This window comes from Aeribacillus sp. FSL K6-2848, assembly GCF_038004325.1.
GTDB lineage: Bacteria > Bacillota > Bacilli > Bacillales > Aeribacillaceae > Aeribacillus > Aeribacillus composti.
Genome location: NZ_JBBOQQ010000001.1, coordinates 1,826,744 through 1,851,748, shown reverse-complemented (window position 1 = coordinate 1,851,748; position 25,005 = coordinate 1,826,744). Strand labels below are relative to the sequence as shown.

Sequence of the window (25,005 nt, the reverse complement as noted above, 5' to 3'; positions counted from 1 at the left end):
TATTACGCCTCCATTAGTAATAATTGGGGATCATGCAATAAACGCTTAATATGGTTAAGCGCATTTTGTGCAGTTGCACCGTCGATCATTCGATGGTCAAAGCTTAAAGACAGCGCTAAAACAGGGGCTGCAACGATTTCTCCGTTTTTCACAACCGGTTTTTCAGAAATGCGTCCGAGACCTAGAATGGCTACTTCTGGATGATTAATGACAGGAGTAAACCATTGGCCGCCAGCGGAACCGATATTGGTTATCGTGCATGATGCGCCTTTCATTTCATTTGGAGTAAGTTTGCCCTCACGCGCTTTTGTTGCCAATTCATTAATTTCTGCAGAGATTTCAAAAATCGATTTTCGATCTGCATGTTTGACAACAGGAACTAAAAGTCCTTTTTCCGTATCAGCTGCAATTCCGATATTGTAATAGTGCTTATGAATAACTTCTTCTGTTTCATCATCAAACGACGTGTTTAATACTGGATATTTTTTCAGTGCCGATGTTAAAGCTTTGACAACATAAGGCAAATATGTAAGCTTAATGCCTTGTTCTGCCGCAATAGCTTTAAATTTCTTCCGATGTGCAACAAGCTCTGTTACATCGACTTCATCCATTAATGTTACATGTGGCGCAGTTTGCTTCGATTTAACCATCGCTTTTGCAATTGCTTTTCGAATACCGCTGATTTTCTCGCGGGTTTCTGGGAATTCTCCTTCAAGGACAACCGGAGCCGGCGCTGCTTTTTCTCCTGCCGATACGCCTGTTGCAGCTTCTTTTTCCACGTTTTCAACAGGTTTTGCTTCTTCTTGTCCACCTTTCAGATAAGCATCAATATCTTCCTTCAATATGCGCCCGCCGTTTCCTGAGCCTTGTACCAATCGAATATCAACGCCTTTTTCACGCGCATATTTTCGGACGGATGGCATTGCAATAACGCGTCGGTTAACATCTACGTCTTCTGAAGCAGACTGTGAAGCGTTGCTTTCCACTTTTTGCTCTTCTGTGGAAGGCTTTTCTTCTTTTGCTGCTTCACCGCTTTCATCGCCTTTTGATTGATTTTCATAACCTGGAGCATCAATTGTGACTAATACTTGACCGACAGTTGCAACTTCCCCTTCATTCACTTTTAATTCTAATACTTTTCCTTTTACAGGGGAAGGGATTTCAACAACTGCTTTGTCATTTTGCACTTCACAAAGAACATCATCTTCATTGATTTCATCACCAGGTTTGATAAACCATTTTACTATTTCACCTTCATGAATGCCTTCACCGATATCCGGCATTATAAATTCAAAAGCCACAGATTTCAACCTCCTAAATAATTTTCAGTTGATGGCCGAAAAGAAGAAAAGATGATGCTCCTCTTTTTAGCCAATTAGAAATTCAATGCTTTTTTAGCCGTTTCAACGATATCTTTGTAGTTTGGAAGCCATACATCTTCCGCTTGTGAGAATGGATAGACAGTGTCCGGAGCTGCTACGCGGAAAACAGGAGCTTCCAAGCTAAGAATCGCTCTTTCATTAATTTCTGCAACAACATTAGCAGCAATTCCTGCTTGTTTTTGGGCTTCCTGCACGACAATCGCGCGGTTTGTTTTCTCTACTGAAGCAATAATCGTTTCTATATCCAGCGGACTTACTGTACGTAAATCGATCACTTCTGCTGAAAAGCCCTCTTTTTCAAGTTCGTCAGCAGCTTTTAAAGATTCATGCACCATTGCCCCGTAAGTGATGATCGAAATATCTTTCCCTTCACGTTTTATATCCGCTTTGCCGATCGGAATTGTATATTCTTCTTCCGGAACTTCATCACGGAAGGAACGATAAAGCTTCATATGCTCCAAGAAAATGACCGGATCATTATCCCGAATTGCTGAAATAAGCAACCCTTTTGCATCATAAGGGGTGGAAGGAATAACGACTTTTAAACCAGGCTGCTGCGCCATCAAGCCTTCCAAGCTGTCCCCGTGAAGCTCAGGGGTATGAACGCCGCCGCCGAAAGGAGAACGAATGGTGATCGGAGCATGCCAGCGGCCCCCGGAGCGATAACGCAAACGCGCCATTTGTCCAGAAATGGAATCCATAACCTCATAAACAAAACCGAAGAATTGAATTTCAGCTACCGGACGAAAGCCTTGTGTGCTTAAACCGATTGCCAAGCCGCCAATTCCTGATTCTGCCAGAGGTGTATCAAAAACTCGGTCTGGGCCGAATTCTTTTTGAAGTCCTTCTGTTGCACGGAACACACCGCCGTTTACACCAACATCTTCCCCAAATACTAACACATTTTCGTCGTTTTTCAGTTCCGTACGCAACGCATCAGTGATTGCTTGAATCATTGTCATTTGCGCCATGCTCACTTCGACTCCTTCTCTTTATAAATTTCATATTGTTCTTTTAGGTTATAAGGCCAGCTTCCTTCTTCAAACATAATGTTGATTAAGTCTGTCACTTTTTGTTTTGGAGTTTCATCCGCTTTTTTGATTGCTTCTTTTATATCTTCTTTCGCCTTTTCGATAACTTCGTTTTCTTCTTCCTCGCTCCACAATCCTTTTGCTTGAAGGAAGTTTCTGAAACGAACAAGCGGATCTTTTGCCTCCCACTCGTCATCAAGCTCTTTTGCCCGATATCTCGTTGGATCGTCTCCTGCCATTGTATGCGGACCGTAGCGGTAGCATAATGTTTCAATTAATGTCGGACCTTCACCGTTTATTGCCCGTTCACGCGCTTCCTTCACAGCTGCATAAACAGCAAGCGGATCCATTCCATCTACTTGTATGCCAGGGATTCCAGCTGCAACAGCTTTTTGTGCAAGTGTTTCAGCTGAAGTTTGCACTTCTACAGGTGTTGAAATTGCAAACCGGTTGTTTTGAACGATGAAAATAGCAGGTGCTTTAAATGCCCCAGCAAAGTTTATTCCTTCGTAAAAGTCGCCTTGAGACGTTCCTCCATCACCTGTATACGTAACAGCAACTGCTTTTTTGCCGCGTTTTTTCAAGCCTAATGCTACCCCTGCAGCTTGCACATATTGGGCGCCGATAATAATTTGCGGTGAAAAAGCGTTTACGTCTTCAGGCATTTGGTTTCCATGAAAATGCCCGCGGGAATATAAAAATGCTTGATACAAAGGCAATCCATGCCAAACTAACTGCGGTATATCACGATAGCCCGGGAGAATGAAGTCCTCTTTTTCCAAGGCAAAATGAGAAGCAATTTGTGATGCTTCTTGTCCGGCAGTCGGTGCGTAAAAACCTAAACGACCTTGACGATTTAAAGAAATTGAACGCTGATCCAACACTCTGGTAAATACCATTCGTCTCATTAATTCCTTTAATTCTTCATCAGAAAGGGAAGGCATCGCATCTTCATTCACGACTTCGCCTTTTTCGTTTAAAATTTGGAACGTTTGGAATTCCTTGCGAATCGCATCAAATTGCTTTTCGCTGTCAACGACAACATTTTTCGCCTTTTTTGCCATTCAACACACCTCTTCGTTTCATTTTCTCAGCCTTTAAATTCATCCATAAAACTAGATTACCCCAAATTGTTCATGGTGACACACAATGCGGATCTTTAATTGCCAAAATCGTCAAGTACATTGCAAGATCGTTTTACAAACTGTATTAATTTTTTTATTTAAAATAGTAATACACATTGATTTCACTTCATAGTGTACACCCTTTTTTCACATGCGTCAATTAATTTGTTTATTTTTAAAACAATATATAAAACGCTTTCAAGATAATTGGAAATATTTTTACTTTTAAATCTGTACTAATACAACAGATAATTCTGTATCACTATTACAGATACAGACGGAAGCGAATCATTTATCTGGAGAGCGTGTTGCTTCTCTTATAAATTACAGAAGAATTTATATAAATAAGGAAGGCTTCTAGGTAAACGCCTATACCTTTATTTTGCTTCATCATACGATGATATAGACATTTGACCTAAATAAGGCGATATGGAGTCCTTATGTGGAGGTGAAAGAAATGCATTATTATTCCAATCCGTCTTATCATTACCCATCATACGGATATTTTCCAGTTTCAAACTGGACATTTGTATTGATCGCTGTGCTTTTTATTTTGCTCATTATTGTTGGCGCTGCCTGCTTAAACTATTAATTGATGATTGTCCGATTTTCGGGCAATTCTTTTTTGTTTCTTTTAAAAGATTTATGTATAATGAAATTTGTTGATATAGGTTCAGGAGTGATTAGCAATGATTACAATGGAAGATATTATTAAGGAAGGACATCCAACTCTTCGTCAAGTTGCCAAGGAAGTGGAATTGCCCGCTTCTGAAGAGGAGAAAAAAATTTTAGCGGAGATGCTTCAATACTTAAAAAACAGTCAAGATCCAGAGATTGCAGAAAAATATGGATTGCGGCCTGGGATCGGTCTTGCCGCCCCGCAAATTAATGTATCAAAACGAATGATTGCCGTTCATGTGACGGATGAAAAAGGAAAATTATATTCGTACGGCCTGTTCAATCCAAAAATTGTAAGCCATTCAGTGGAACAAAGTTATTTAACAAGCGGTGAAGGATGCCTTTCCGTTGACAGAGAGGTTCCAGGATATGTTCCGCGTTATGCACGCATCCGCGTCAAAGGGGTTGACCTTGAAGGCAATGAAGTCGACCTTCGTTTAAAAGGTCTTGTCGCTATTGTGTTTCAGCATGAAATAGATCATTTAAACGGCATCATGTTTTATGATCGGATCAATAAAGAGAATCCTTTTAAAGAACCGGAAAATGCAACTCCAATTGACAGATGAAGCCAGAAGTTAGCGCCCGGCATCCAAGCCGCGGAATATTTTGAAGCAAAACGAAAATCCATGCAAAAAATCCCGAATAGTTCTTTCGGGATTTTTTGTTCATAAAGAGAAATTTTTTGTGCACACTACCATTTGAAATCGCCTTTGCAAGGCATTTTTTTTAAGTTTAGCTTCGGATTTATATCAACTGCAATTGCTTTGCAGCATAAAATATTCCATCTTCATCAACAGGCTTTGTAACAAAATCAGCTACTTTTTTCACATGCGAAACAGCATTACCCATAGCAACGCCTGTTCCAGCAAACGAGATCATTTCTATATCATTCAAACCGTCTCCAAAAGCAACCACATCTTGACGGCTAACGCCAAGCATATCCATTATCTTTTTGATCCCTTCTGCTTTCGATCCTTTTTTTGGAACAACATCAGTTGAAAGCTGGTGCCAGCGGACAAATTTTATCTCTTCAGAAATATTGAACTGTTCTTCTTCTCCTTCTTTGCAAAACAAAAGCGCTTGGTAAATATGTTTTTCTTGAAAATAATCAGGTCTGCACTCAGGATGCGAGAGGTGCAAAGATTTCAAACTTTCATGAATAAACGGATGATCTTCCACATTTGCTTTCATATCTTCTTCACTCAAAAATACAAGCGGGTAATCAGTATTTTCAGTCGCTTCGATTAATTGCTCCAACGCATCGACCTTCAAAGGATTTTCATAAATGACTTCTCCTTCATGCACAACATACTGTCCGTTATAGCTGACATAAGAATGGATTCCGAGCTCTTCTCTTAGCTTTTTAAACATAAAAGGACCGCGGCCGGTTGAGATGGCGACGTGATGTCCGGCTTTTTTCAAACGGGAGACCACGTCAAGAGTAGATTCCGGCAAACGTTTATCATGATCCAATAAAGTACCGTCTATATCAAAAAAAATAAATTTTTTCCCCATGTTCAATCTCCTTTTCTCTTTCGTGAAAACCTTATTTACACTAAACAAAACGGTATAGTATGCAAACGCTTTATGTCAATAGAGCTTTTCCACGTTTAGCCATAAAAAAAATAAAAAAATAGCATATAATATAAGTAAATACAATCGGACTCGACTTTGACATCTTATTGAAGGAGGAGTTGATATGTTAAAACGTTTAAAGAAAAAAATTAAAAAACAGTGGAAGCAATTGCTTCGCAGAAAATCGATTGCTTAAAGAAACCGGGCGGCTTTAGCCCGGTTTTCGTTATTTTCAATGAAGGTTGGATTTGCCATCAGAATCGACTATAATAATAAAAGCTAGTTTAACATGGAAAGTAAGGAGAGATTACGCAAATGATGTTTAAAGTTTTTTATCAGGAAAACCCGAATGAACCGCCTGTTCGGGAAAGAACGAAAACATTTTTCGTTGAAGCGGAATCAGAAAGAGAAGTTCGTGAAAAATTAAAAGGCCGCTCCATAAACATAGAATATATTCAACCGATTAGCGGTCCGTTTTATGAATTTGAAAAACAAAGCGAAAATTTTTCTGTATTGGAGAAATGATAGTATATGAAATTTGTAAAAAGAGACCAAGTAGCAGCATTCGCCCTCGGCGGATTGGGCGAAATCGGAAAAAATACGTACGGTGTGCAATTTCAAGATGAAATCATTTTAATTGATGCTGGAATTAAGTTTCCAGAAGACGAACTTCTAGGGATTGACTATGTGATTCCGGACTATACGTACTTAGTAAAAAACCAAGAAAAAATTAAAGGCTTGTTCATCACACATGGTCATGAAGATCATATAGGCGGTATACCTTATTTGCTGCGGGAAATTAATGTACCTATCTACGGCGGTAAACTGGCGATCGGACTGATTCGCAATAAGCTTGAAGAGCATGGACTTTTAAGACAAGCTAAACTAAACATCATCCAGGAGGATGATGTGATTCGGTTCAGAAAAACTGCCGTAACTTTTTTCCGTACAACTCACAGCATTCCAGATTCATATGGAATTGTTGTCAAAACTCCCGCAGGAAATATCGTTCATACAGGAGATTTTAAGTTTGATTTTACTCCAGTCGGGGAACCTGCAAATTTAACTAAAATGGCGGAAATCGGCAAAGAAGGTGTGCTCTGTCTTTTATCGGACAGCACAAACAGCGAAATTCCTGAATTTACAATGTCTGAAAGACGGGTCGGCGAAAGCATTCACGACATTTTCCGAAAAGTAAGCGGCCGCATCATTTTTGCAACATTTGCATCCAATATTCATCGACTTCAGCAAGTAACTGAAGCAGCTGTTAAAAACAATCGAAAAATAGCTGTTTTTGGAAGAAGTATGGAAGCAGCTATCCAAATTGGTCAAGAACTCGGGTATATTCGCTGCCCGAAAGATACGTTTGTTGATGCAAATGAAATAAACCGTCTGCCCGATCATCGGGTCGTGATTTTATGTACAGGAAGCCAAGGCGAACCAATGGCCGCTCTGTCCAGAATTGCAAATGGAACTCATCGGCAAATCCAAATTATTCCCGGCGATACGGTCGTTTTCTCATCATCGCCCATCCCAGGGAACACTTTATCGGTTTCAAGAACGATCAATCTGCTTTTCCGCGCCGGTGCGGAAGTAATTCACGGGTCGTTAAATGACATCCACACATCTGGCCACGGCGGACAGGAAGAGCAAAAATTAATGCTGCGGTTAATGAAGCCAAAATATTTTATGCCGATTCATGGAGAATATAGAATGCAGATCATGCATATGAAACTAGCTGTCGATTGCGGAGTTCCAAAGGAAAACTGTTTTATTATGGATAACGGAGATGTGCTGGCGATGAACGACCGCGAAGCATCCATTGCCGGTAAAATTCCGTCCGGATCCGTTTATATTGACGGAAGCGGAATTGGCGACATTGGAAACATTGTGTTAAGAGACCGAAAAATTTTATCTGAAGAAGGACTCGTAATCGTTGTCGTCAGCATCAATATGAAAGAGTTCAAAATTGCTGCAGGACCTGACATTATATCGCGCGGCTTCGTTTATATGAGAGAATCCGGCGATTTAATTAAAGATGCCCAAGAACTGATTACTAAGCACTTAAATAAAGTATTGGAAAGAAGAACTACGCAGTGGTCGGAAATCAAAAATGAAATCGCCGATACACTCGCTCCGTTTTTATATGAAAAAACGAAACGCCGACCGATGATCTTGCCAATTATAATGGAAATTTAAGTAATAACTTGTGATCGATCCCTCTTGTGTTGACAGTGGAACATACTGTTTAACATAAGAGGGATTTATTTTGCAAAAATGTCCAGTTGTTATTTTGTCGGCTCATAACACGCAGCATCCGGCCGCTCTTGCTTTTTTAGGTAGATGGTTTTAAAGCGGGCAGCCGTCAGCTAAAAGTTCTTATAAAAAACGAAAAAGTGAGTGCTTGAAGAGAAGAAAGACGGAGATCAAAACATGTAAATGAAAAATACCGAAAAGTTTTATGGTTAATTTTTTCGATATACAAGTGTTTAATAGAAGAGCAGAAAGACATTTTATGTACGTTTGTGCCATCATATAAATTTATACGCAATCATTTGAAAAACATTTGATGAAAAAATTCGACTTGGATAATGTCATAATCAGAATTTTTCAGGAGCAGGTGCTGCAAGTGGCAGCAGTAAAGGGAGATAATAAAGAAATCAATTTGTAGTTAAAGAAGACATGTATTCGATTGCCAGAAAAAACAACGACATTCTTGCAATAAGCAAGGATTTTGAGCCGGCAAACAAAAAAAGAATGAGAAGAACTGTCTTTAGGCATTCTAGACAGCTGCTTCTCATTCAATTACCATGTAAGCTTCAAATGATTGTTTTTACTTGACTGGATAAGTTCAGTTCGTTCTTCAATAGATTTTGATTTTGCCCAATGCGGATGAAACATTTAAAGCTCCGAAAGAATGTATAGAAGTTTTCATTATTCTCCTAGCACTTTCTTTTCAAACCGATCAATATCGACGTCAGCTCCGATGACAATTAAAATATCTCCTGCCTTGATTACTTCTGTAGCTTGCGGCGATACGATAATTTCGTTATTTCGTTTAATCGCAACAATATTGATTCCGTATTTCGCACGAATATCGAGCTCGATGAGAGAATGGCCGGCAATGTTGCGGTTAGCAGCAATTTCAACAATGCTGTGCTCTTCCGACAGCTCAAGATAGTCCAACACATTGTTCGAAAGAAGATTATGGGCAAGCCGCCGCCCCATATCCCGTTCAGGGTGAACAACTGTATCTGCTCCTATTTTTGACAAAACCTTTTCATGATAGTCGTTTTGAGCTTTCACCGTTATATGCTTAACTCCTAGTTCTTTCAACATAATGGTTGTCAAAATGCTCGCTTGAATATTGTCGCCGATGGCTACGATCACATGATCAAAATTTCTGATTCCCAAGCTTTTTAATACGGCTTCATCCGTTGTATCCGCTACAACAGCATGTGAAACAATATTGGCAAATTCGTTTACTCGATCCTCATCCACATCAATGGCAAGCACCTCTGCTCCTTCTTCCGATAACGTTCGGCAAATGCTTCCGCCGAACCGCCCCAACCCGATTACGGCAAACTCCTTTTTCATCAATACTCCCCCATTACAACTTGAATGACATTATTCTTGTATTTCTTGGCCAAAATCAATCGCTTGTTTCAACTTTTGCTGCATAAACCCTATTCCTTTGCAATCGGAAAGAGGATAATGAAAAGCTGTCTTATTTGTAAACACTTGTTCTATATATGGACGGAATTTCTTTCCTCCCAAAAGAACAATATCATCTACATCTAACAAATTTTTTTCAACCGCTTGTTCCTTCAATTGGTTGATTGTCATTAATTCAGGATGCTTTTTCATGCTAAAGGAAACATTGTAAGGACCAGGCACAAAATCATTTGGCCGCAAAAAGCCATGCTTGGCAGACAAAATCACCCATTCATCGAAAAATTTTTTAGCATACGCCTGGCAAAGGCGGTGAAAAACTCCTATATACGCTTTTTCTGCGGAAACAGCACCTGCACTGGGCTCTTTATCCCATACTTTTTTTGTTCCGCAAGGTATGACACAAATCCTTCTCATTTAACATTTCACCTGTTCAATCGATTATTCAATTCATTCAAAAATTGTATAATATCGTTATGAAAAACAAAATCAGCCCATTCATCGAAGTCTGTTTGTTCTTGGTTGACAATCACTAATACCGCTCCCATCCTTTTTGCCAAGAGCGGTATTTCGTTCGCTGGCCGAACTGTTAAAGATGAACCAAGCACGATCATAATGTCTGCTTTTTCACATTCAAGCTCCGCATCTCTAAAAGCATCTTCCGAAAGCAGCTCTCCGAACAGTGTAATGGAAGGACGAATAAAGCCCCCGCAGCCGCAATAATATTGATTTTTCAAGTATACATCATTTAGAAAGCGTTGGCCGCAATTGTGGCAGTGAAACGTTTGAAGTGTTCCATGAAGTTCAATAACGTTTTTGCTTCCTGCTAAGAGATGGAACCCATCAATGTTTTGAGTAATAATCGATTGAATCTTCCCTTCCTTTTCCCATTTTGCCAGCAAGTAGTGTCCTTCATTCGGAGATTTGCTTTTATATAATTGAAGGCGTTCTTTATAAAATTGAATAAATTCATCACGGTTTGTCTCCATCGCTTCAATGCTTGCCAATTTACTCGGATCCTTTTTGCGCCACAAACCAGTTTTTGAACGATAATCCGGAATTCCGCTGGCAGTGGACATCCCTGCGCCAGTAAATACAACAGCATGTTTAGATTGTTGCAAAAGATCAGCGATTTCGGATATCAAAGCCATCTTTTTTCATCCTTTTTTATTAATTGTGAAAACAATTATTTTAACCTGAACTTACCATTTTTTTATAAATGAAATCAATAAATTCGTCAACAATTTCTTTGCGGAACCGTTCAGTCCGAGACAATATCGATAAATGCCGTTTAATTTCCACATCTTTTATTTTCAATTCATGTAAGTAGCCGTATTTCAGCTCTCTTGACACCGTAATCCTCGGCAAAAAGCCGATTCCCAGCCCGGATTCTATAGCAGCTTTTACAGCCTGCGTGCTTCCTAGCTCCATATAATAATTTATTTTATCTAACACCCCATATTTTTTTAATGTATTTTCGATAATGAGACGGGTTCCTGAATTTTTTTCTCTCCAGATCATTTTTTCTTTTGCCAGCTCTTCAATGTCAATTTGTTTTTTCTCCTTCAAAGGATGCTCTCTTCCGCATACTAAAATAAGCTCGTCATCGACAAGCTTTTTTACATGAAAAATGCTGTTTTCTACAACTCCTTCTACAAATCCGATATCAATTTTGCGGTCAACAAGCCGATCAATAATGCCCGGAGTATTAGAAATCGCTAATGAAAGCTTTACATCTGGCACTTCTTTTTTAAATTTTCCGAGCAGACTAGGCAAAAGATATTCCCCAATTGTCAACGTCGCTCCGACACTTAGTGTAAAATCTTTGTGTCCGGTTATTTCCTTTACTGCTTCTTTTGATTGTTGAATTTCTTCCACAATATTTTTGGCAATCGGATATAACATTTTGCCGGCTTTTGTCAAAGTCATTTTTCCGTTCGAACGGTCAAACAATGGGGTTCCATAATAATCCTCTAGTTGATGGATTTTTCTCGTAACAGCCGGCTGGGACACATAGACAAGCTTTGCAGCACGGCTGATGCTCCCTTCCTCAACAACAAGACAAAACATTTTTAAACTTTCCAAATCCAATTCGGAATCACTTCCTTACAATTTAAACACTTAAAAACAACTTCATGCTAACACCTATCAGCAAAAAAGACAACATTTGCAAAATCCATTTTCCAGGCACTTTTGTTGATAAGATAGCTCCCAGTTGAGAGCCGATCATCACTCCTATACCGCCCCACAAGCAGGCCGTCCAATTAACATTCCCTAATGCAATTTGATTCAGCGCACCAACAAGTGAATAGATCGATAATGCAAAAAGAGAAATCGCAGTTGCGTCGTGAGGACGAATCTTCAATAAATAAATTAAAATGGGGACGAGCAGCCATCCGCCGCCAATTCCAAAAAAATTCGATAAAGTTCCCAACAAAAGTCCGATGATGAATAAAAAAACAGCTTTTAAACGGTTTCTGCCCTCATTGAAAAAACCTGCTTTCATACTATGTTCCGGCTCTTCCGGAGCTTTTTTTAAAAGCAAAAACATCCCGAGCATGAATAAAGCAGCGGCAAATATCCAATAAAAAAAGTCGGGTGAAATAATTCCCAACAGCCAAGTGCCGATAAACGTTCCCGGGATGGAGCCGAAGATGATCGGCCAACTGATAGAAAAATGAACACGCTTTTGCCGTATATAATTCATCGACCCTGATATAGAATTGAGAAAAACCACAACAAGACCCGTACCGGCTGCAATTTCAGGAGGCAATTTCAACAGCAATAAGAGAGCAGGAACAAACACAAATCCTCCCCCTGCTCCCACCATTACCCCATAAGCGCCTGACAAAAGTCCAAGAGCGAGCAGCAAAACCATTTCCACCATTCAAGTTCACCTCTGTTAATATCCTAATTAAAGGGTACCAGTGAGAAGGATTGGTGTGAAATGCTTATTCAACATGGGGTATAACAAAATGTTATAGTTTGTGATATTTTTGTTTTTAGTGCTTCTAGCCTTGCCCATTTAGAAAATGTTATATATAATTAAATCGAAATCATTACGATTTAATACAGCGGGGTACACATATATTTTGAAAGGAGTTCAAATCCATGAAAAAAGTCTTTTTTGCATTTTTAATGGCAATGCTTGCAATCTTTCCTATCGGCTGCGGCCAAAATAACAACAATGCTTCCGAAACGAACAATCATAATGAGGACAAAAACAATCAAAAAGAAATTGAAATTTATACAACAATCTATCCACTGACAGATTTCACTAAAAAAATCGGCGGTAAATACGTTCACGTCGAAAGTGTTTACCCGCCGAATGTAGAAGCCCACACGTATGAACCTACATTAAAAACTTTGGAAGCAATTGCGAAAGCGGATTTATTTATCTATACTGGAGCTGGTATAGAAGGATTTGCCGATAAGGCAGAAAAAACGCTGAAAGACGGCAATGTCAAAATTGTAAAAGCAGCTGAAGGAATCCCATTATTAAGTGCGTCCGAAGATGAACATGACCATGAAAGTGGAGAAGAAGAGCATTCACATCATGAAGAAGATTCAGATCATGAAGAAGAACATGGGAACCAAAACGAAGAGGAACACGATCATGCACATGGAGATGTTGACCCTCATGTATGGCTTGATCCAAATAGGGCCATTACTCTTGCGGAAAACATCAAGAACGCTTTAACGGAAGCGGCTCCTGATCAAAAAGAATATTTTGAACAAAATTTCGCTCAACTTAAACTTGATCTTGAAGAACTGGATCAATCATTTCAAGAAACAATAAAAAAATCGAAAACAAAATATATTCTTGTAGCTCATGCTGCTTATGGTTATTGGGAAGACCGCTACGATATTGAACAAATTCCAATATCGGGATTATCTCCAACAGATGAGCCTAGTCAAAAGCAGCTTGTCAAAATCATTGAACTATCGAAAAAACATCATTTAAAACATGTGATCTTTGAACAAAATGTATCTGAAAAAGTAGCAAAAATCATCCAACAAGAAATTGGTGCCAAATCATTAACGCTACATAATTTAGAAAGTGTTTCGGAAACAGATTTAAACAATAACGAAGACTACTTCAGCATTATGAAACGCAATCTTGAAACGTTATCTGAAGCTTTAAATTAAATACTATTTGCACGCTTTTAGGGGGCTGTCCAATGAGTCTTTTTTGGCTTATTGATGCCCCTTTAATGCTTTAGAAAACGTTGTTATATCGATGTTTATGAGTTTTTTGTTTTCAATAGAAATTTGACTTTCTAGACAGACCTTTATATATACTAAGTCGACATAATAAAACTACTGTAAACTGTTAAACTTTTTTATTTCATATTTTTGTAAAATCAAGTAAAATATTTAGACATACGAATAAATATGAGAGGAGAAACCAAAATGGAAGCAGCTGTTCAAAAACAGAATATGGGTCAAATTACATTATACAGAATATTATTTATTATCGGATTTGTTCATCTTCTAAACGATTCGATTCAAGCTGTTGTTCCAGCAGTTTTCCCTATATTGGAAAAATCAATGAATCTTACATATATGCAGCTTGGATTCATTACATTCAGCCTTCAGCTAACGGCATCTTTGCTTCAGCCTGCTGTCGGGTTTTATACAGATAAAAAGCCGATGCCTTATTTGCTGCCCATCGGGCTTACGTGTACGTTTTTCGGCATGCTGGGACTTGCTTTTGCACCTAATTATTGGATTGTTTTAGTTTCGGTATTTTTCGTCGGAATCGGTTCAGCCGTTTTTCATCCGGAAGGTTCAAGAGTGGTGCATTTAGCAGCGGGAGAACGAAAAGGGCTCGCCCAATCCATTTTTCAAGTTGGAGGTAATGCCGGACAATCTCTTGCTCCCATTATGACAGCTCTTATTTTCGTCCCTATGGGACAATTTGGCGCGATTTGGTTTACTTTAATTGCCGGCATGGCCGTCATCGTCCTTCTATACATTGCAAATTGGTATAAGGAAAAGCTCGACAGCCGAAAAAAAACAAGCGCAAAAAAAGCCGTTGTGCAAGTTCCTGCCGCTCGAAAAAAGCAAGTGAAAATTGGACTTATGCTGCTCATCTTCTTAGTTTTTGCTCGTTCATGGTATCATGCAGCAATCACTAATTTTTACCCTTTTTATTTAATTCATGAACATGGACTTTCCATCAGCAAAACACAGCTATATATTTTTATATTTTTAGCAGCAGGTGCAATCGGAACATTTTTAGGAGGGCCGCTTTCAGATCGTTTCGGAAGACGGAATATCATTGCTTTCTCAATGCTCGGATCAGCTCCGCTGGCGGTCATTTTGCCTTATGTGAATGAATTTTGGGCAATTCCAATAATGCTCATTAACGGCTTTATTATTTTGTCAAGCTTTTCTGTAGTTGTCGTATACGCACAAGAGCTAATGCCTGGAAAAATCGGAACTGCATCAGGCTTAATGGTCGGTCTTGCCTTCGGTTTAGGCGCTTTAGGATCAGTCGTGCTCGGTGCTCTCGCGGACTTATTCGGCTTAAAGCCAGTTATGATCGCGTGCGGCTTTCTTCCATTTATCGGCATGCTCTCCATGCTTTTACCTTCCGATCAAAAGCTGAAAGAATGGGCATCTTAACATTTTTACAAGACAGCAGCTACTTCTCAATTGATGTGAAACAAAAGACAAAGTTGTTTTGACAATAAAAAAAGATTGAATGAAGTTAAAGCCAATGAACAATTTTTTGTTCAAACGTAATAAATGAAAGCTTTTATTTGTACTAAGGAACGAATGAACACAGAAATAATAAAAGGCGTTTTTCGGCTGTCCATCAACTTTTCAGCCTGAGAAAACGCCTTTTGTGTTCTTTTATTCTTGAAAAGCACGGTCACCGAAAATTTTTAACGTTATATCATCTGCTGGAGGATTATGAAGACCGCATCTGACATCCCGATAGTAGCGCTCCAATGGGTATTCTTTTCTTAAGCTTTGTCCGCCTGCAATTCGCATGGCTAGGTCAACGACTTTGATCGCACTGTTTGTGGCAACATATTTTACGGCAGCCAGCTCATGCCCCATTTGTTCGTGTAAATGCGGCTGTTCATCCCATTTTTTCGCCACACTGTACATAAAATGCCGTGCGCTTGTAAGCTCCAGATCCATTTCAGCTGTTTTTCGCCGCACTTCCGAAAGTTCTGAAATTGGATGAGAAAGACTGGCAGGTTGATACTCTTTTGCATATTTGACAGCAAAGTTTCTTGCGGCGATAGCGATCCCGAGGTAGCAGGCAGGAATATGTAAAAGCCATCCTTTCGGAGTGGAAGGACTGAATGTAGCTTGTCTAATCGAAACGAGAGCGTCTTTTTCGACCTTTACGTTGTACAGTAATAAATCGTCGCTTCTTGTCGCGCGCATGCCGATTGTATCCCATGTTTCTTTTATGGAAAGCCCCTCTGCTCCTTTTGGGACTAAATATTCGCCAACCTCACCTGTTTCTTCAATTGTTGCGGTTACAATAAAATAATCTAGAATCGGGGCCAGTGAAGTGAACGATTTATGGCCATTAATAATCCAGCTGCTTCCTTCTTTTCTTGCCGTTGTTTTTGGTTTTCCGCCTCTTGCAGGACTTCCGGCAGCCGGTTCTGATGCACAGCTATTGATTAATTTTCCTTCAGCGACAATTTCTTCGCAAATGCGCTCAAACGTGCGTTCATCCCATTTTTTTGATTCGGATAAATCCATTACGATTCCATTATGCCACCCTAACGATAAACCTGTCGCTCCATCTCCTTCTGCAATTTTTTCTTGCACAAGCAGAAATTCATATAAAGAAATTTCATTTCCTCCATATTTTTTTGGCACAGTTAATTTCAGAAATCCTTCCGTTTTTAAATCTGAAAAGTTTTCAAATGGAAACGAAGATTCCTGATCATTTTTCGCAGCTCGCTCCGCGAACTTCTCCGCAAGTTTTTCGGCTTTTTCTCTTAATTCTCGATGCGATTTGTTGACAATAACCATTTCATCTAAAAAATTCATATTCTTCACACACCTGTTTCTTTTTCTTTCTTTTCTATCTCTATTGTAGCTCTATTATTCATTTTCGTTAAGCAATCCAATTGGTTTTATTTTAATTTTTTTGGTAAAATACAGAAAAAAATATGTAGAAAATAAAGGAGAATGATGATGACAACTTTCAAACAGCAGCTTGAAAAATATGCAGAACTTGCCGTCAAGGTCGGAGTCAATGTTCAAAAAGGACAAGAACTGTTCATTTCTGCAAGCATAGATGCAAAAGAACTCGTCCGATTTATTGCGGAAAAAGCTTATGAGGTTGGTGCAAGGAATATTCATATCGACTGGCAAGATGATGTTCTAACAAGATTAAAATATGAAAAGGCTCCTGATGACGTGTTTTTAGAATATCCTGAATGGAAGTCTCTCGAAAGAACTGCCCTAGCAGAAAGAAATGCAGCTTTTATTTCTATTGTGTCCCAAAGCCCTGATTTATTAAAAGGCATTCAGCCTGAGAGAATCGCTAATTTCCAGAAAGCATCTGGAACAGCTTTAAATACGTTTCGCAGATACATACAATCGGATAAAGTCAGCTGGACGGTTATCGCTGCCGCAAGCGAAGAATGGGCGGAGAAAGTTTTTCCAAATGAAGAAAAATCGCTTCGAGTTGAAAAATTATGGAATGCTATTTTTCAAGCAACACGCATTAATGAGGAAGATCCGGTTTCTGCATGGAAAAAACATAATGAAAACCTTCATCAGAAAGTCGATTATTTAAATGCGAAAAAATATAGAAAACTCCATTATCAAGCTCCTGGAACGGATTTAACTATTGAACTGCCTGAAAAGCACCTATGGGTGGGAGCAGGAAGCGTTAATGAAAAAGGCGTTTCTTTCATGGCAAACATGCCTACAGAAGAAGTGTTCACAGCTCCGAAAAAAGATGGGGTAAATGGTTATGTGACTAGCACAAAACCGTTAAGCTACGGCGGAAATTTAATTGAAAATTTTGTAATCACATTTGAACGAGGACGCATTACAAATGTAACAGCCGAAAAAGGCGAAGAAATTTTGAAGCAATTAGTCGAAACAGATGAAGGCTCTCATTATTTAGGCGAAATTGCTTTAGTACCTCATAACTCACCGATCTCAAAGTCAAATCTTTTATTTTATAACACGTTGTTTGACGAAAATGCTTCAAACCATTTAGCGATCGGCAGCGCCTATGCGTTTTGCTTAGAAGGCGGAAAAACGATGACAGAGGATGAATTGAAACAGCATGGTCTCAACACAAGCATTACACATGTTGATTTTATGATCGGAAGTGCAGAAATGGACATCGACGGCATTCTTCCGGACGGCACACGTGAACCAATCTTCCGAAAAGGAAATTGGGCGTTTTAAAAAAGGGCCGGCTGATCGTTTCTCATGAAAGCCTTGCTTAAATATTGCACAACACTTAGCTGAAACTGTATCGTACATCCTTAACGTTTGTTTCAGGCAAGTCAGTAAAAGCTCTATATTTCTCGTTTTGCTTATTTGCTGCATCAACATCATCATAGTATTTGTCTTCTTTGAATCGAATCGTACTTTATCATGCTAATGGGCGGTCATTTGACTTTGCCCTTTTCATTCTTATTCAAAGAAAAAAACAGCCAAACTTTATAATGATCCACTACGCGAAAAGGAGAACGTAAAAAATGGAATTGTCCATCATTTTAAGTTTTCTTGCAGCTTCTATTTTATTAACCGTTGCACCAGGACCCGATAATTTATTTGTCATTGCACAAAGCATGTCTTACGGCTTTCGAGCGGGGTTCATCACTTCTCTCGGACTTTGCACCGGACTTATCGGACATACTTTAATCGCATCACTCGGACTGTCAGCCATACTCTATCAATCTACTGTTATTTTTACAGCTATTAAATCTGTCGGTGCGATCTATCTGTTATATTTAGCATTGGAATCTTATAAGGAAGGGAAATCAGCAGTTTCCGGTAAAATAGCAAATGTAAAAAGTCTTTCACTCTTTTCTTTATATAAAAGAGGCATCTTGATGAACCTGTTAAATCCGAAGGTGTCATTGTTCTTTTTAGCTTTCTTGCCGCAGTTTGTATCAACAAACAGCGTCCATGTTCAGCTCGACATGTTTGTACTAGGTCTTATTTTCATTGTACAAGCATTGGTATTGTTTTCCTTATTTTCAGCATTAGCCGGCAAAATAAAAATTTTGTTTCAATCTAAAAAAACAGTTTCTGCTATTCATTACGGCAAATCTATTTTATTTGCAGTTCTTGGCGGAAAGCTGCTTTTTACAAAAATTTAGTAGATACAATGAGGGGGAACGTCAGGAGCGAAATTTTTTTCGCTCCAGTTTTTTTACTCTGCCCCCTACTTCATTTGTTTAGAAGATGAATGTCCGAATCAACATCATTACTTTCCCGCACATATCATTTCTTAAGGCAGTAAGATCAATTTTTTTACATGTTTTAAAGCCGTCCAAACTCATTCTTTTTACAGCTTCTTTTGTCTGCTATAATTCTACGTTTATTAATCTATTTGTCTTCCTAAATAAATGAATTCTTCCTATCATCCTTATCCCAAAAACAAAATCGTCAAGCTGAATAATCATCATTCCAATAAATTGAAGGTGTTTATTCATTTTAACCTTCTAATTCGCATATATTTGTACAAATGAGAGGTGAACATGGTGAACGCAGAAAAAACTAAGCCGGCTCTACAAATAAAAACATTTTTTGAACATCGTTTGCAGCGGTTTCTTAAGCATCTTTTTTTATCGATCATTTGCGGATATATTTTATACTACTTAGTTAATTAAATGCAGAATAAACGCAGCGAATTCATAACAAAGAGACTTCACATTTTTAGTACGTGAAGTCCGAAACTGCCCATAATAAACAAACGATGACGAAAGCAAAAGCGCTGCAATCGGTATTTCCAGGGCTTTCCGGAAAGCCAAATCCTCAATATATCAACGTTTCTAAAACAATAATGAGGGCTTCTATTATGCGAAAAAACGAATTAAAGATACCCCTAAAAAAACATGCCTTGGCTCGCAAGCTTCTTTGAAGACGGAGTTAAAAAATTCAAATTGAAAAAGACCGCACAATTTCATTAATAAATTGTGCGGTCTTTATCATTTTAACAGCTCGATCCATAAGTAAAAAAGATTACTCAGTCTTCTCCTATTTCTTTTTAAATGTTCGATAGACGAAGAAAAATATAATAAGCGCCAATAAAACAATTGGTAAATTCCCTACAACGAGCACAACAATCCAAGATGCCGCCTGAACAATCCAATGAATGCTTGTCAAAAATTGTTCTTTCGTTTTTTCCCACGTATTAAAATCCTTTGAAAAATTTTCATGAGATTTTATTTCTGTTAATTGCAGTTCAACTGTTGCATAGTCTGTTCTATTTTCAATATATTTTATTCTGCCCTTTAATTGTTCGATTTCTTCTTGGACAGCTGCCAAATCTTCCGAAATTTTCAACAAGTCTTCTGTTTTCTCAGCCGATTCCATAAATTTAAGGAGCCGAGCTTCAACCGCTTGCTTCGATTTCAATCGAGAGTTTAAATCGACATATTCTTCTGTTTGATCTTCACCAGTCATTTGCTCCGATTTGACTGATTTGCTTGCCTTTTTCACTTCCTCTATAAATCGTTGAAGTTCATTTTGAGGAATGCGGAACGTTACATATGCCTCGATCTTTCCATTCTGTTCCACTGCATTTGATTGAATGATATAGCCCCCTCTGCTTTTGGCCTTCTTTGTTAAGTTTGCAATCGTTTCATCATAGCTTACCACTTCTGCCGTTATATTCGCAGTGTACATAACTTTTCGTTCGTTTGAGTATGTGCTGGCAGCTGATTTCGCTTCAACTGTTTCCATTTCTCCTTTTTTTTCAATTTTTTTCTCTATCATGGTCTGATCCATTTTAGCACTTTCTACGGATGATTTTTGTTCTGAATTGCTGCAGGCGGCCAAGAAGAGCAGCAACAAACCAATCAAGACTTTCTTCATTTTCATCATCTCCAGTTAATTACAGTTTATGGATTAGACGAAATAATGAAGCAAAGGTATCTTAAATAGATGAATAAAATGTGTGCAAACAAATGAAAGTGTGCTACTATAATAAACGTACTTGCGCTTGAAACCTTTCGCTTTTACCATTCGTCTAACATAAGGAAATTCTACTCTTCTAAAAAAAACATTTTCATAAAGTTGGTGGGCTTCATGGATTCTAACAAAAAGGCGCAATCGCGGTTTGATTATCAATTAGCATTTATTATATTTCTACTATTTTGCGCGAGCTGCGTGGCCATTTACGGAGCGCAAATGACTTCAGGGCAATATGCGGTAAACTTTATTTTTAAGCAAATTGCCTTCTATGCAGCCAGCTGTCTTATTGCCGGAGTTGTCATGCTGTTCGATTCAGAACAAATTCAAAAAATGACATGGTATTTATACGGTTTTGGGATATTTCTTCTATTTTTGTTAATGATTTCACCAGAAAAAATTGCCAAAGAAATAAATGGCGCTAAAGCATGGTTTACTCTTCCCGGTTTTTCGTTTCAGCCTTCAGAAATCATGAAAGTTTTCTTAATCATTGCTTTGAGCCATATTATTTGCAAGCATCATCAAAAGTATTTGCATCGAACCATTCAAACCGATCTCATTTTGTTATGTAAAATGGGTGTGACGACAGCAGTACCGGTATTGTTCGTTATACTGCAGCCTGACTTTGGGACTGCGCTTGTCATGTTTGCCATTTTAGCCGGCCTTATTCTTGTTTCAGGCATATCTTGGCGGATTCTTACATTAGGGTTTCTCATCGTAACCCTCTTTGCTGCAACAATTTTTTATCTTGTATTGCGAATGCCTGAATTTCTTGCCAAATATTTAGGTGTCAAGCAATATCAGTTCGGCCGGATTTATGCATGGTTAAATCCCGAAGGATATAAAAGCGCTGAAGGCTATCATTTGCTCAATTCTCTAAAAGCTATCGGATCTGGACAAATTTTCGGAAAAGGGGTTGGGCATGGACAAGTATATATCCCTGAAAACCACACCGACTTTATATTCAGTGTGATTGGGGAGCAATTTGGATTTATCGGCACTAGTATTGTCATTAGTTTATTTTTCTTATTAATCTATCACATCATTAAAGTGTCAATTGAAACAACTGAACCGTTTAACAGCTATCTTTGTACTGGCGTCATCAGCTTGTTTGTCTTCCATGTATTTCAAAATGTCGGCATGACGATTGGCCTTCTGCCGATCACAGGTATACCGCTTCCTTTTATCAGCTATGGAGGAAGCTCCCTTATTGGCAGCATGATGGCGATCGGATTGATTTTCAGTATCCGATGGCACCATCGTGTATCTATGTTTTCAAAAGAATAGGTGTCCAATAAAGTTGGACACCTTTTTTGTTTTGTTTAAAAAACAGATTGTATTAGCATGAATTTTTCTCGCCTATGGAAGGCAGAGCCAGCAGCTTTCTGTATCACTCATATCTTAACGATTCGATTGGATCCAATCTTGCCGCCTTGTTTGCCGGCAATAGTCCAAAGAGAATCCCAATAAACATTGAGAATAAAAGTCCGCCGACGACAACCTGCCATGATACTAATGATGGCCAACCGGCAAAAATGGAAATGATGGATGCAATTCCTGCACCTAATAAAATCCCTAAAGTTCCCCCAATTAATGTTAATGTCATCGATTCAATTAAAAATTGCAGCAAAATTTGTCTCCTTGTTGCACCAAGAGCTTTGCGGATGCCGATTTCTCTCGTTCTCTCGGTGACGGAGACGAGCATGATGTTCATGACACCGATGCCGCCAACTACGAGGGAAATTCCGGCTATGCTTCCGATAATCATGGTCATAATACGGGTAATTTGGCCGATGGATTCTGCAATTTCTTCAAAATTCACCACTTGATACGAATCTTCTGTTTGATGCATGTCGTTTAGCAATTGCTCAGCTTTTTCCCCTGCAGCTTTGATTTCGTCTGCACTAACTGCTTCAAGCGTTACTTGCGTATAATTCGTTTGACCGAAAGCATTTCGATAAGCCGTCCATGGAGTGTAAATTTCCGACATGCCAAAGGCAAAAATTCCTGTCGGTTTTTCAAGTATGCCGATAATTTCGAACGGCTGATTCGATACCCAAACGACCTCGCCAATCGGATTATGTTTTTTAAATAAATCTTCTGCTAGTTGGTCGCTAATAATCGCAACACGTCTGCCGCCTAAAAAATCCGCTTCCGTAAACAGTCGGCCTTTATGAATGTTTAATTGATTGACATCCATATATGCAGCATTGATCCCATAGACCGTGGCATCGATTGTTTCTTCTTTATACCTTATTTGATAAGAACTTGTCGTGGAAGCAACAACCTGTTTAACTTCAGGGATCTCTTTCAACGCTTCAACATCTTCTTGGGTAAACGGATCCACTAACATTGCGTTCGGATTTGCTTTCAACTCTTCTTCACTTGGTTGATAATACACTTCTATCGTATTGCTGCTGCCTGCAATTTGGGCTTTTAAGGCTTGTTCGCCCCCTTGGCCGATTGCTACAACTAAAATAACAGATCCGACACCGATAATTATTCCTAGCATTGTCAGAATTGAACGGAGCTTATGGGCAAGAATGGAGGAAAACGCCATCCGAAAATTTTCCATCAAATTCATAATGTGCTCCCCCGTCCCAAATCTTCTTGTAAAATTTCTCCATCTCTTACTACAATCGTACGCTTAGCAAATTGAGCCACTTCATGTTCATGCGTTACGACAATGATGGTTGTCCCTTCTTTATTTAGCATTGTAAATTGTTCCATAATTGCTTCGCTTGTTTTCGTATCCAATGCACCAGTCGGTTCATCTGCCAAAATGAGCTTTGGATTATTCACAATGGCTCGAGCTATTGCCACCCGTTGTTTTTGGCCTCCCGATAATTCGTTTGGCATATGCTGAATTCTATCGCCGAGACCAACCTTTATTAAAGCCTGCTTAGCGAGTTCATCCCGCTGTTTTTTTCCAATGCCGGCGTAAATCATTGGCAGCTCTACATTTTTTAAGGCGCTCAACCGCGGCAGAAGATGAAACTGCTGAAAAACAAAACCGATTTTCTTGTTGCGTATTTTGGCCAATTCTTGATCATCAAGGGACGATATATCCTTCCCTTCAAAATAGTAAGCACCTGATGTCGGGCGGTCCAAACAGCCAATAATATTCATGAGAGTTGATTTGCCGGAACCGGACGGCCCCATAATGGCCACAAAATCCCCCTGCCGGATTTCTAAATTGATTTTTTTGAGCACATCCATTGTTTCTTTACCGTTTCTATAAGATTTCGTCACATCTTCCAGCTTGATCATTTGATTGTCACTTCCACGCCTGCTTTGATTTCATCAGATGGTTCACGAACAATTTCATCATCTTTTGTTAAACCCCTCGTCACCTCAATATATTCATCGGTTGAAGTACCGGTTTTAATTTCTTTTCTTGTTATTTTTCCGTTTTTCACTACATAAACATATTGTTGATCATCATCTTGTTGAACAGCGGTAAGAGGAATAACATTCGCTTTTTTTCTTTCCGTTTCAATTTCCATAATCAATTTAAAGCCAGGCTTCACCGGGATGTTCTGATCTTGGACAAGAACTTCCACTGGATACTGGACAGCCTCGTTTCCTGTTTCCGCCGCCATCTCACTGCCTTGTTGAGGCAAAATGCCAATTTTCAATACTTTTCCTTTCCATTTTGCATCAGGCACCACATCAGATTTTAAAACTACAGGCTGACCTTCTTTAATTTTTAAAGAATCGTATTCAGAAATGACCCCTTCCACTTTCATTTTGTTCAAACTGCCAATATGTATGAGCGGCTTCACATTTTCGCCCATTGCTACTGCTGCGTCTTCATCTACGGTAATCACAATTCCATCAACTTCGCTTTTCACTTCAAGTTCTAAAATCTTCTTTTCTACTGTTTCCAGTTGAATCTTCTGTTGTTTAAGCTCAAGATTCGTCATTTTCTTATCCATTTGCAGTTGATTTTTTTCATTTTCTATCTGCTTTTCTGCTTCTTCTTTACCGACTTGTTTCTTCAATTCTTCTTCTTTTTTCTTCAGATCATCCAACTGCTCATTGATTTGATCTAGTTTGATATAGCTTTGTTCAATCGAAAGCTTGGCCTGTTCCTTTTCAAGCTCTAATTGTTCGTTTTCATAAATGACGAGAGGTGCTCCTTTTTTTATTTTGTCCCCTTCTTTGACAAGGATTTTTTTGATCTTTCCTCTTTCAGCATCATAATAAATTTTTTGTTCATTCATTAATTGAAGAGTACCGGGAATCATAACATTCCCGGTAATTTCTTTTTGCTCCAATTTGACTGTTTCTACAGTCGGATTTTCCTTCGATGCAGCACGAAAAATACTGATCCCAACAAATAAAGCGATGATAACTGCTACTCCTACACCGATCAAAACTTTCTTTCTCATA

General features: G+C 38.9%; 23 protein-coding genes. 9 read left to right on the top strand and 14 right to left on the bottom strand.

The window, feature by feature from the left end; all coding sequences use genetic code 11:
- Nucleotides 1-2 precede the first annotated feature (2 nt).
- The 3 genes from NSS70_RS09040 to pdhA all read right to left on the bottom strand — a co-directional run bounded on the left by NSS70_RS09040 (nucleotide 3) and on the right by pdhA (nucleotide 3,477).
- A complete protein-coding gene (locus NSS70_RS09040; RefSeq protein ID WP_063389644.1) occupies nucleotides 3-1,301 on the bottom strand; it encodes a dihydrolipoamide acetyltransferase family protein in 1,299 nt (432 codons plus the stop codon).
- A 74-nt stretch (nucleotides 1,302-1,375) separates the two neighbouring features.
- On the bottom strand, nucleotides 1,376-2,353 hold the full coding sequence (locus NSS70_RS09035) for an alpha-ketoacid dehydrogenase subunit beta (protein ID WP_063389643.1): 978 nt from the start codon (nucleotides 2,351-2,353) through the stop codon (nucleotides 1,376-1,378).
- A 2-nt stretch (nucleotides 2,354-2,355) separates the two neighbouring features.
- Nucleotides 2,356-3,477 (bottom strand): pyruvate dehydrogenase (acetyl-transferring) E1 component subunit alpha, encoded by a 1,122-nt coding sequence (gene pdhA, locus NSS70_RS09030; protein WP_063389642.1) that lies wholly within the window; start codon nucleotides 3,475-3,477, stop codon nucleotides 2,356-2,358.
- 517 nt (nucleotides 3,478-3,994) lie between these two features.
- Between pdhA and NSS70_RS09025 the strand changes: the two genes are divergently transcribed.
- On the top strand, nucleotides 3,995-4,129 hold the full coding sequence (locus NSS70_RS09025; protein ID WP_082829604.1) for a YjcZ family sporulation protein: 135 nt from the start codon (nucleotides 3,995-3,997) through the stop codon (nucleotides 4,127-4,129).
- 97 nt (nucleotides 4,130-4,226) lie between these two features.
- Complete coding sequence (gene def / locus NSS70_RS09020) at nucleotides 4,227-4,781, top strand: peptide deformylase (RefSeq protein ID WP_063389641.1); 555 nt, start codon at nucleotides 4,227-4,229, stop codon at nucleotides 4,779-4,781.
- Nucleotides 4,782-4,959: 178 nt separating this feature from the next.
- On the opposite strand, the gene NSS70_RS09015 is transcribed toward def, so the two are convergent.
- The gene (locus tag NSS70_RS09015) at nucleotides 4,960-5,730 is read right to left on the bottom strand and encodes a Cof-type HAD-IIB family hydrolase (protein ID WP_311067227.1); all 771 of its coding nucleotides are present in this window, start codon (nucleotides 5,728-5,730) and stop codon (nucleotides 4,960-4,962) included.
- Nucleotides 5,731-6,105: 375 nt separating this feature from the next.
- Here NSS70_RS09015 and NSS70_RS09010 point away from each other — a divergent pair, with 375 nt between their 5' ends.
- Together NSS70_RS09010 and rnjA are read left to right on the top strand one after the other, a co-directional pair.
- Entirely contained in the window at nucleotides 6,106-6,315 is a 210-nt protein-coding gene (locus tag NSS70_RS09010) for a DNA-dependent RNA polymerase subunit epsilon (RefSeq protein WP_063389639.1), read from the top strand.
- Nucleotides 6,316-6,321: 6 nt separating this feature from the next.
- On the top strand, nucleotides 6,322-7,989 hold the full coding sequence (gene rnjA / locus NSS70_RS09005) for a ribonuclease J1 (protein WP_340881337.1): 1,668 nt from the start codon (nucleotides 6,322-6,324) through the stop codon (nucleotides 7,987-7,989).
- 735 nt (nucleotides 7,990-8,724) lie between these two features.
- Here rnjA and NSS70_RS09000 read toward each other — a convergent pair.
- From NSS70_RS09000 to NSS70_RS08980, 5 genes are read right to left on the bottom strand one after another with little or no spacing between them, the layout of a single operon-like run.
- Nucleotides 8,725-9,390 (bottom strand): potassium channel family protein, encoded by a 666-nt coding sequence (locus NSS70_RS09000; RefSeq protein ID WP_269467019.1) that lies wholly within the window; start codon nucleotides 9,388-9,390, stop codon nucleotides 8,725-8,727.
- A 27-nt stretch (nucleotides 9,391-9,417) separates the two neighbouring features.
- Nucleotides 9,418-9,879, bottom strand: a complete 462-nt coding sequence (locus NSS70_RS08995) for a DUF6884 domain-containing protein (RefSeq protein WP_063389636.1) — start codon at nucleotides 9,877-9,879, stop codon at nucleotides 9,418-9,420.
- 8 nt (nucleotides 9,880-9,887) lie between these two features.
- A complete protein-coding gene (locus NSS70_RS08990; protein WP_327848550.1) occupies nucleotides 9,888-10,613 on the bottom strand; it encodes an NAD-dependent protein deacylase in 726 nt (241 codons plus the stop codon).
- A gap of 40 nt (nucleotides 10,614-10,653) precedes the next feature.
- Entirely contained in the window at nucleotides 10,654-11,553 is a 900-nt protein-coding gene (locus NSS70_RS08985; RefSeq protein WP_063389634.1) for a LysR family transcriptional regulator, read from the bottom strand.
- A 22-nt stretch (nucleotides 11,554-11,575) separates the two neighbouring features.
- Nucleotides 11,576-12,349 (bottom strand): sulfite exporter TauE/SafE family protein, encoded by a 774-nt coding sequence (locus NSS70_RS08980; RefSeq protein ID WP_094245630.1) that lies wholly within the window; start codon nucleotides 12,347-12,349, stop codon nucleotides 11,576-11,578.
- 224 nt (nucleotides 12,350-12,573) lie between these two features.
- Between NSS70_RS08980 and NSS70_RS08975 the strand changes: the two genes are divergently transcribed.
- Together NSS70_RS08975 and NSS70_RS08970 are read left to right on the top strand one after the other, a co-directional pair.
- Nucleotides 12,574-13,611 carry a metal ABC transporter substrate-binding protein gene (locus NSS70_RS08975; protein WP_340881334.1) on the top strand — a complete coding sequence of 346 codons (1,038 nt, stop codon included), beginning with the start codon at nucleotides 12,574-12,576 and terminating at the stop codon, nucleotides 13,609-13,611.
- A gap of 264 nt (nucleotides 13,612-13,875) precedes the next feature.
- Nucleotides 13,876-15,093 carry an MFS transporter gene (locus NSS70_RS08970; protein WP_340881332.1) on the top strand — a complete coding sequence of 406 codons (1,218 nt, stop codon included), beginning with the start codon at nucleotides 13,876-13,878 and terminating at the stop codon, nucleotides 15,091-15,093.
- Nucleotides 15,094-15,324: 231 nt separating this feature from the next.
- On the opposite strand, the gene NSS70_RS08965 is transcribed toward NSS70_RS08970, so the two are convergent.
- Nucleotides 15,325-16,491, bottom strand: coding sequence for an acyl-CoA dehydrogenase family protein (locus tag NSS70_RS08965; protein ID WP_340881331.1), 1,167 nt, complete (start codon nucleotides 16,489-16,491; stop codon nucleotides 15,325-15,327).
- A gap of 147 nt (nucleotides 16,492-16,638) precedes the next feature.
- On the opposite strand from NSS70_RS08965, the gene NSS70_RS08960 reads away from it, so the two are divergent.
- Complete coding sequence (locus tag NSS70_RS08960; protein WP_094245626.1) at nucleotides 16,639-17,871, top strand: aminopeptidase; 1,233 nt, start codon at nucleotides 16,639-16,641, stop codon at nucleotides 17,869-17,871.
- A 296-nt stretch (nucleotides 17,872-18,167) separates the two neighbouring features.
- Complete coding sequence (locus tag NSS70_RS08955) at nucleotides 18,168-18,794, top strand: LysE family translocator (RefSeq protein ID WP_340881329.1); 627 nt, start codon at nucleotides 18,168-18,170, stop codon at nucleotides 18,792-18,794.
- 880 nt (nucleotides 18,795-19,674) lie between these two features.
- On the opposite strand, the gene NSS70_RS08950 is transcribed toward NSS70_RS08955, so the two are convergent.
- Entirely contained in the window at nucleotides 19,675-20,514 is an 840-nt protein-coding gene (locus NSS70_RS08950) for a DUF4349 domain-containing protein (RefSeq protein ID WP_340881328.1), read from the bottom strand.
- A 213-nt stretch (nucleotides 20,515-20,727) separates the two neighbouring features.
- Between NSS70_RS08950 and NSS70_RS08945 the strand changes: the two genes are divergently transcribed.
- Complete coding sequence (locus NSS70_RS08945; RefSeq protein WP_063389628.1) at nucleotides 20,728-21,897, top strand: FtsW/RodA/SpoVE family cell cycle protein; 1,170 nt, start codon at nucleotides 20,728-20,730, stop codon at nucleotides 21,895-21,897.
- Nucleotides 21,898-22,000: 103 nt separating this feature from the next.
- Here the strand turns inward: NSS70_RS08945 and NSS70_RS08940 are convergent, their stop codons facing one another.
- From NSS70_RS08940 to NSS70_RS08930, 3 genes are read right to left on the bottom strand one after another with little or no spacing between them, the layout of a single operon-like run.
- On the bottom strand, nucleotides 22,001-23,194 hold the full coding sequence (locus NSS70_RS08940; RefSeq protein WP_327855902.1) for an ABC transporter permease: 1,194 nt from the start codon (nucleotides 23,192-23,194) through the stop codon (nucleotides 22,001-22,003).
- Complete coding sequence (locus tag NSS70_RS08935) at nucleotides 23,191-23,880, bottom strand: ABC transporter ATP-binding protein (RefSeq protein ID WP_063389626.1); 690 nt, start codon at nucleotides 23,878-23,880, stop codon at nucleotides 23,191-23,193. Before NSS70_RS08935 ends, NSS70_RS08940 begins: the two co-directional genes overlap by 4 nt.
- A complete protein-coding gene (locus NSS70_RS08930) occupies nucleotides 23,877-25,004 on the bottom strand; it encodes an efflux RND transporter periplasmic adaptor subunit (RefSeq protein ID WP_340881327.1) in 1,128 nt (375 codons plus the stop codon). Before NSS70_RS08930 ends, NSS70_RS08935 begins: the two co-directional genes overlap by 4 nt.
- Between the last annotated feature and the right edge of the window lies 1 nt (nucleotide 25,005).

Coding starts and splice junctions, on each gene's coding strand:
- NSS70_RS08995 (WP_063389636.1), bottom strand. CDS start 9,879: ATGAGAAGGATTTGTGTCATACCTTGCGGAACAAAAAAAGTATGGGAT.
- NSS70_RS09015 (WP_311067227.1), bottom strand. CDS start 5,730: ATGGGGAAAAAATTTATTTTTTTTGATATAGACGGTACTTTATTGGAT.
- NSS70_RS08940 (WP_327855902.1), bottom strand. CDS start 23,194: ATGAATTTGATGGAAAATTTTCGGATGGCGTTTTCCTCCATTCTTGCC.
- rnjA (WP_340881337.1), top strand. CDS start 6,322: ATGAAATTTGTAAAAAGAGACCAAGTAGCAGCATTCGCCCTCGGCGGA.
- NSS70_RS08935 (WP_063389626.1), bottom strand. CDS start 23,880: ATGATCAAGCTGGAAGATGTGACGAAATCTTATAGAAACGGTAAAGAA.
- NSS70_RS09010 (WP_063389639.1), top strand. CDS start 6,106: ATGATGTTTAAAGTTTTTTATCAGGAAAACCCGAATGAACCGCCTGTT.
- NSS70_RS08955 (WP_340881329.1), top strand. CDS start 18,168: ATGGAATTGTCCATCATTTTAAGTTTTCTTGCAGCTTCTATTTTATTA.
- NSS70_RS08950 (WP_340881328.1), bottom strand. CDS start 20,514: ATGAAGAAAGTCTTGATTGGTTTGTTGCTGCTCTTCTTGGCCGCCTGC.
- def (WP_063389641.1), top strand. CDS start 4,227: ATGATTACAATGGAAGATATTATTAAGGAAGGACATCCAACTCTTCGT.
- NSS70_RS09025 (WP_082829604.1), top strand. CDS start 3,995: ATGCATTATTATTCCAATCCGTCTTATCATTACCCATCATACGGATAT.
- NSS70_RS08930 (WP_340881327.1), bottom strand. CDS start 25,004: ATGAGAAAGAAAGTTTTGATCGGTGTAGGAGTAGCAGTTATCATCGCT.
- NSS70_RS08975 (WP_340881334.1), top strand. CDS start 12,574: ATGAAAAAAGTCTTTTTTGCATTTTTAATGGCAATGCTTGCAATCTTT.
- NSS70_RS08980 (WP_094245630.1), bottom strand. CDS start 12,349: ATGGTGGAAATGGTTTTGCTGCTCGCTCTTGGACTTTTGTCAGGCGCT.
- NSS70_RS08960 (WP_094245626.1), top strand. CDS start 16,639: ATGACAACTTTCAAACAGCAGCTTGAAAAATATGCAGAACTTGCCGTC.
- NSS70_RS08965 (WP_340881331.1), bottom strand. CDS start 16,491: ATGAATTTTTTAGATGAAATGGTTATTGTCAACAAATCGCATCGAGAA.
- pdhA (WP_063389642.1), bottom strand. CDS start 3,477: ATGGCAAAAAAGGCGAAAAATGTTGTCGTTGACAGCGAAAAGCAATTT.
- NSS70_RS08970 (WP_340881332.1), top strand. CDS start 13,876: ATGGAAGCAGCTGTTCAAAAACAGAATATGGGTCAAATTACATTATAC.
- NSS70_RS09035 (WP_063389643.1), bottom strand. CDS start 2,353: ATGGCGCAAATGACAATGATTCAAGCAATCACTGATGCGTTGCGTACG.
- NSS70_RS08990 (WP_327848550.1), bottom strand. CDS start 10,613: ATGGCTTTGATATCCGAAATCGCTGATCTTTTGCAACAATCTAAACAT.
- NSS70_RS08945 (WP_063389628.1), top strand. CDS start 20,728: ATGGATTCTAACAAAAAGGCGCAATCGCGGTTTGATTATCAATTAGCA.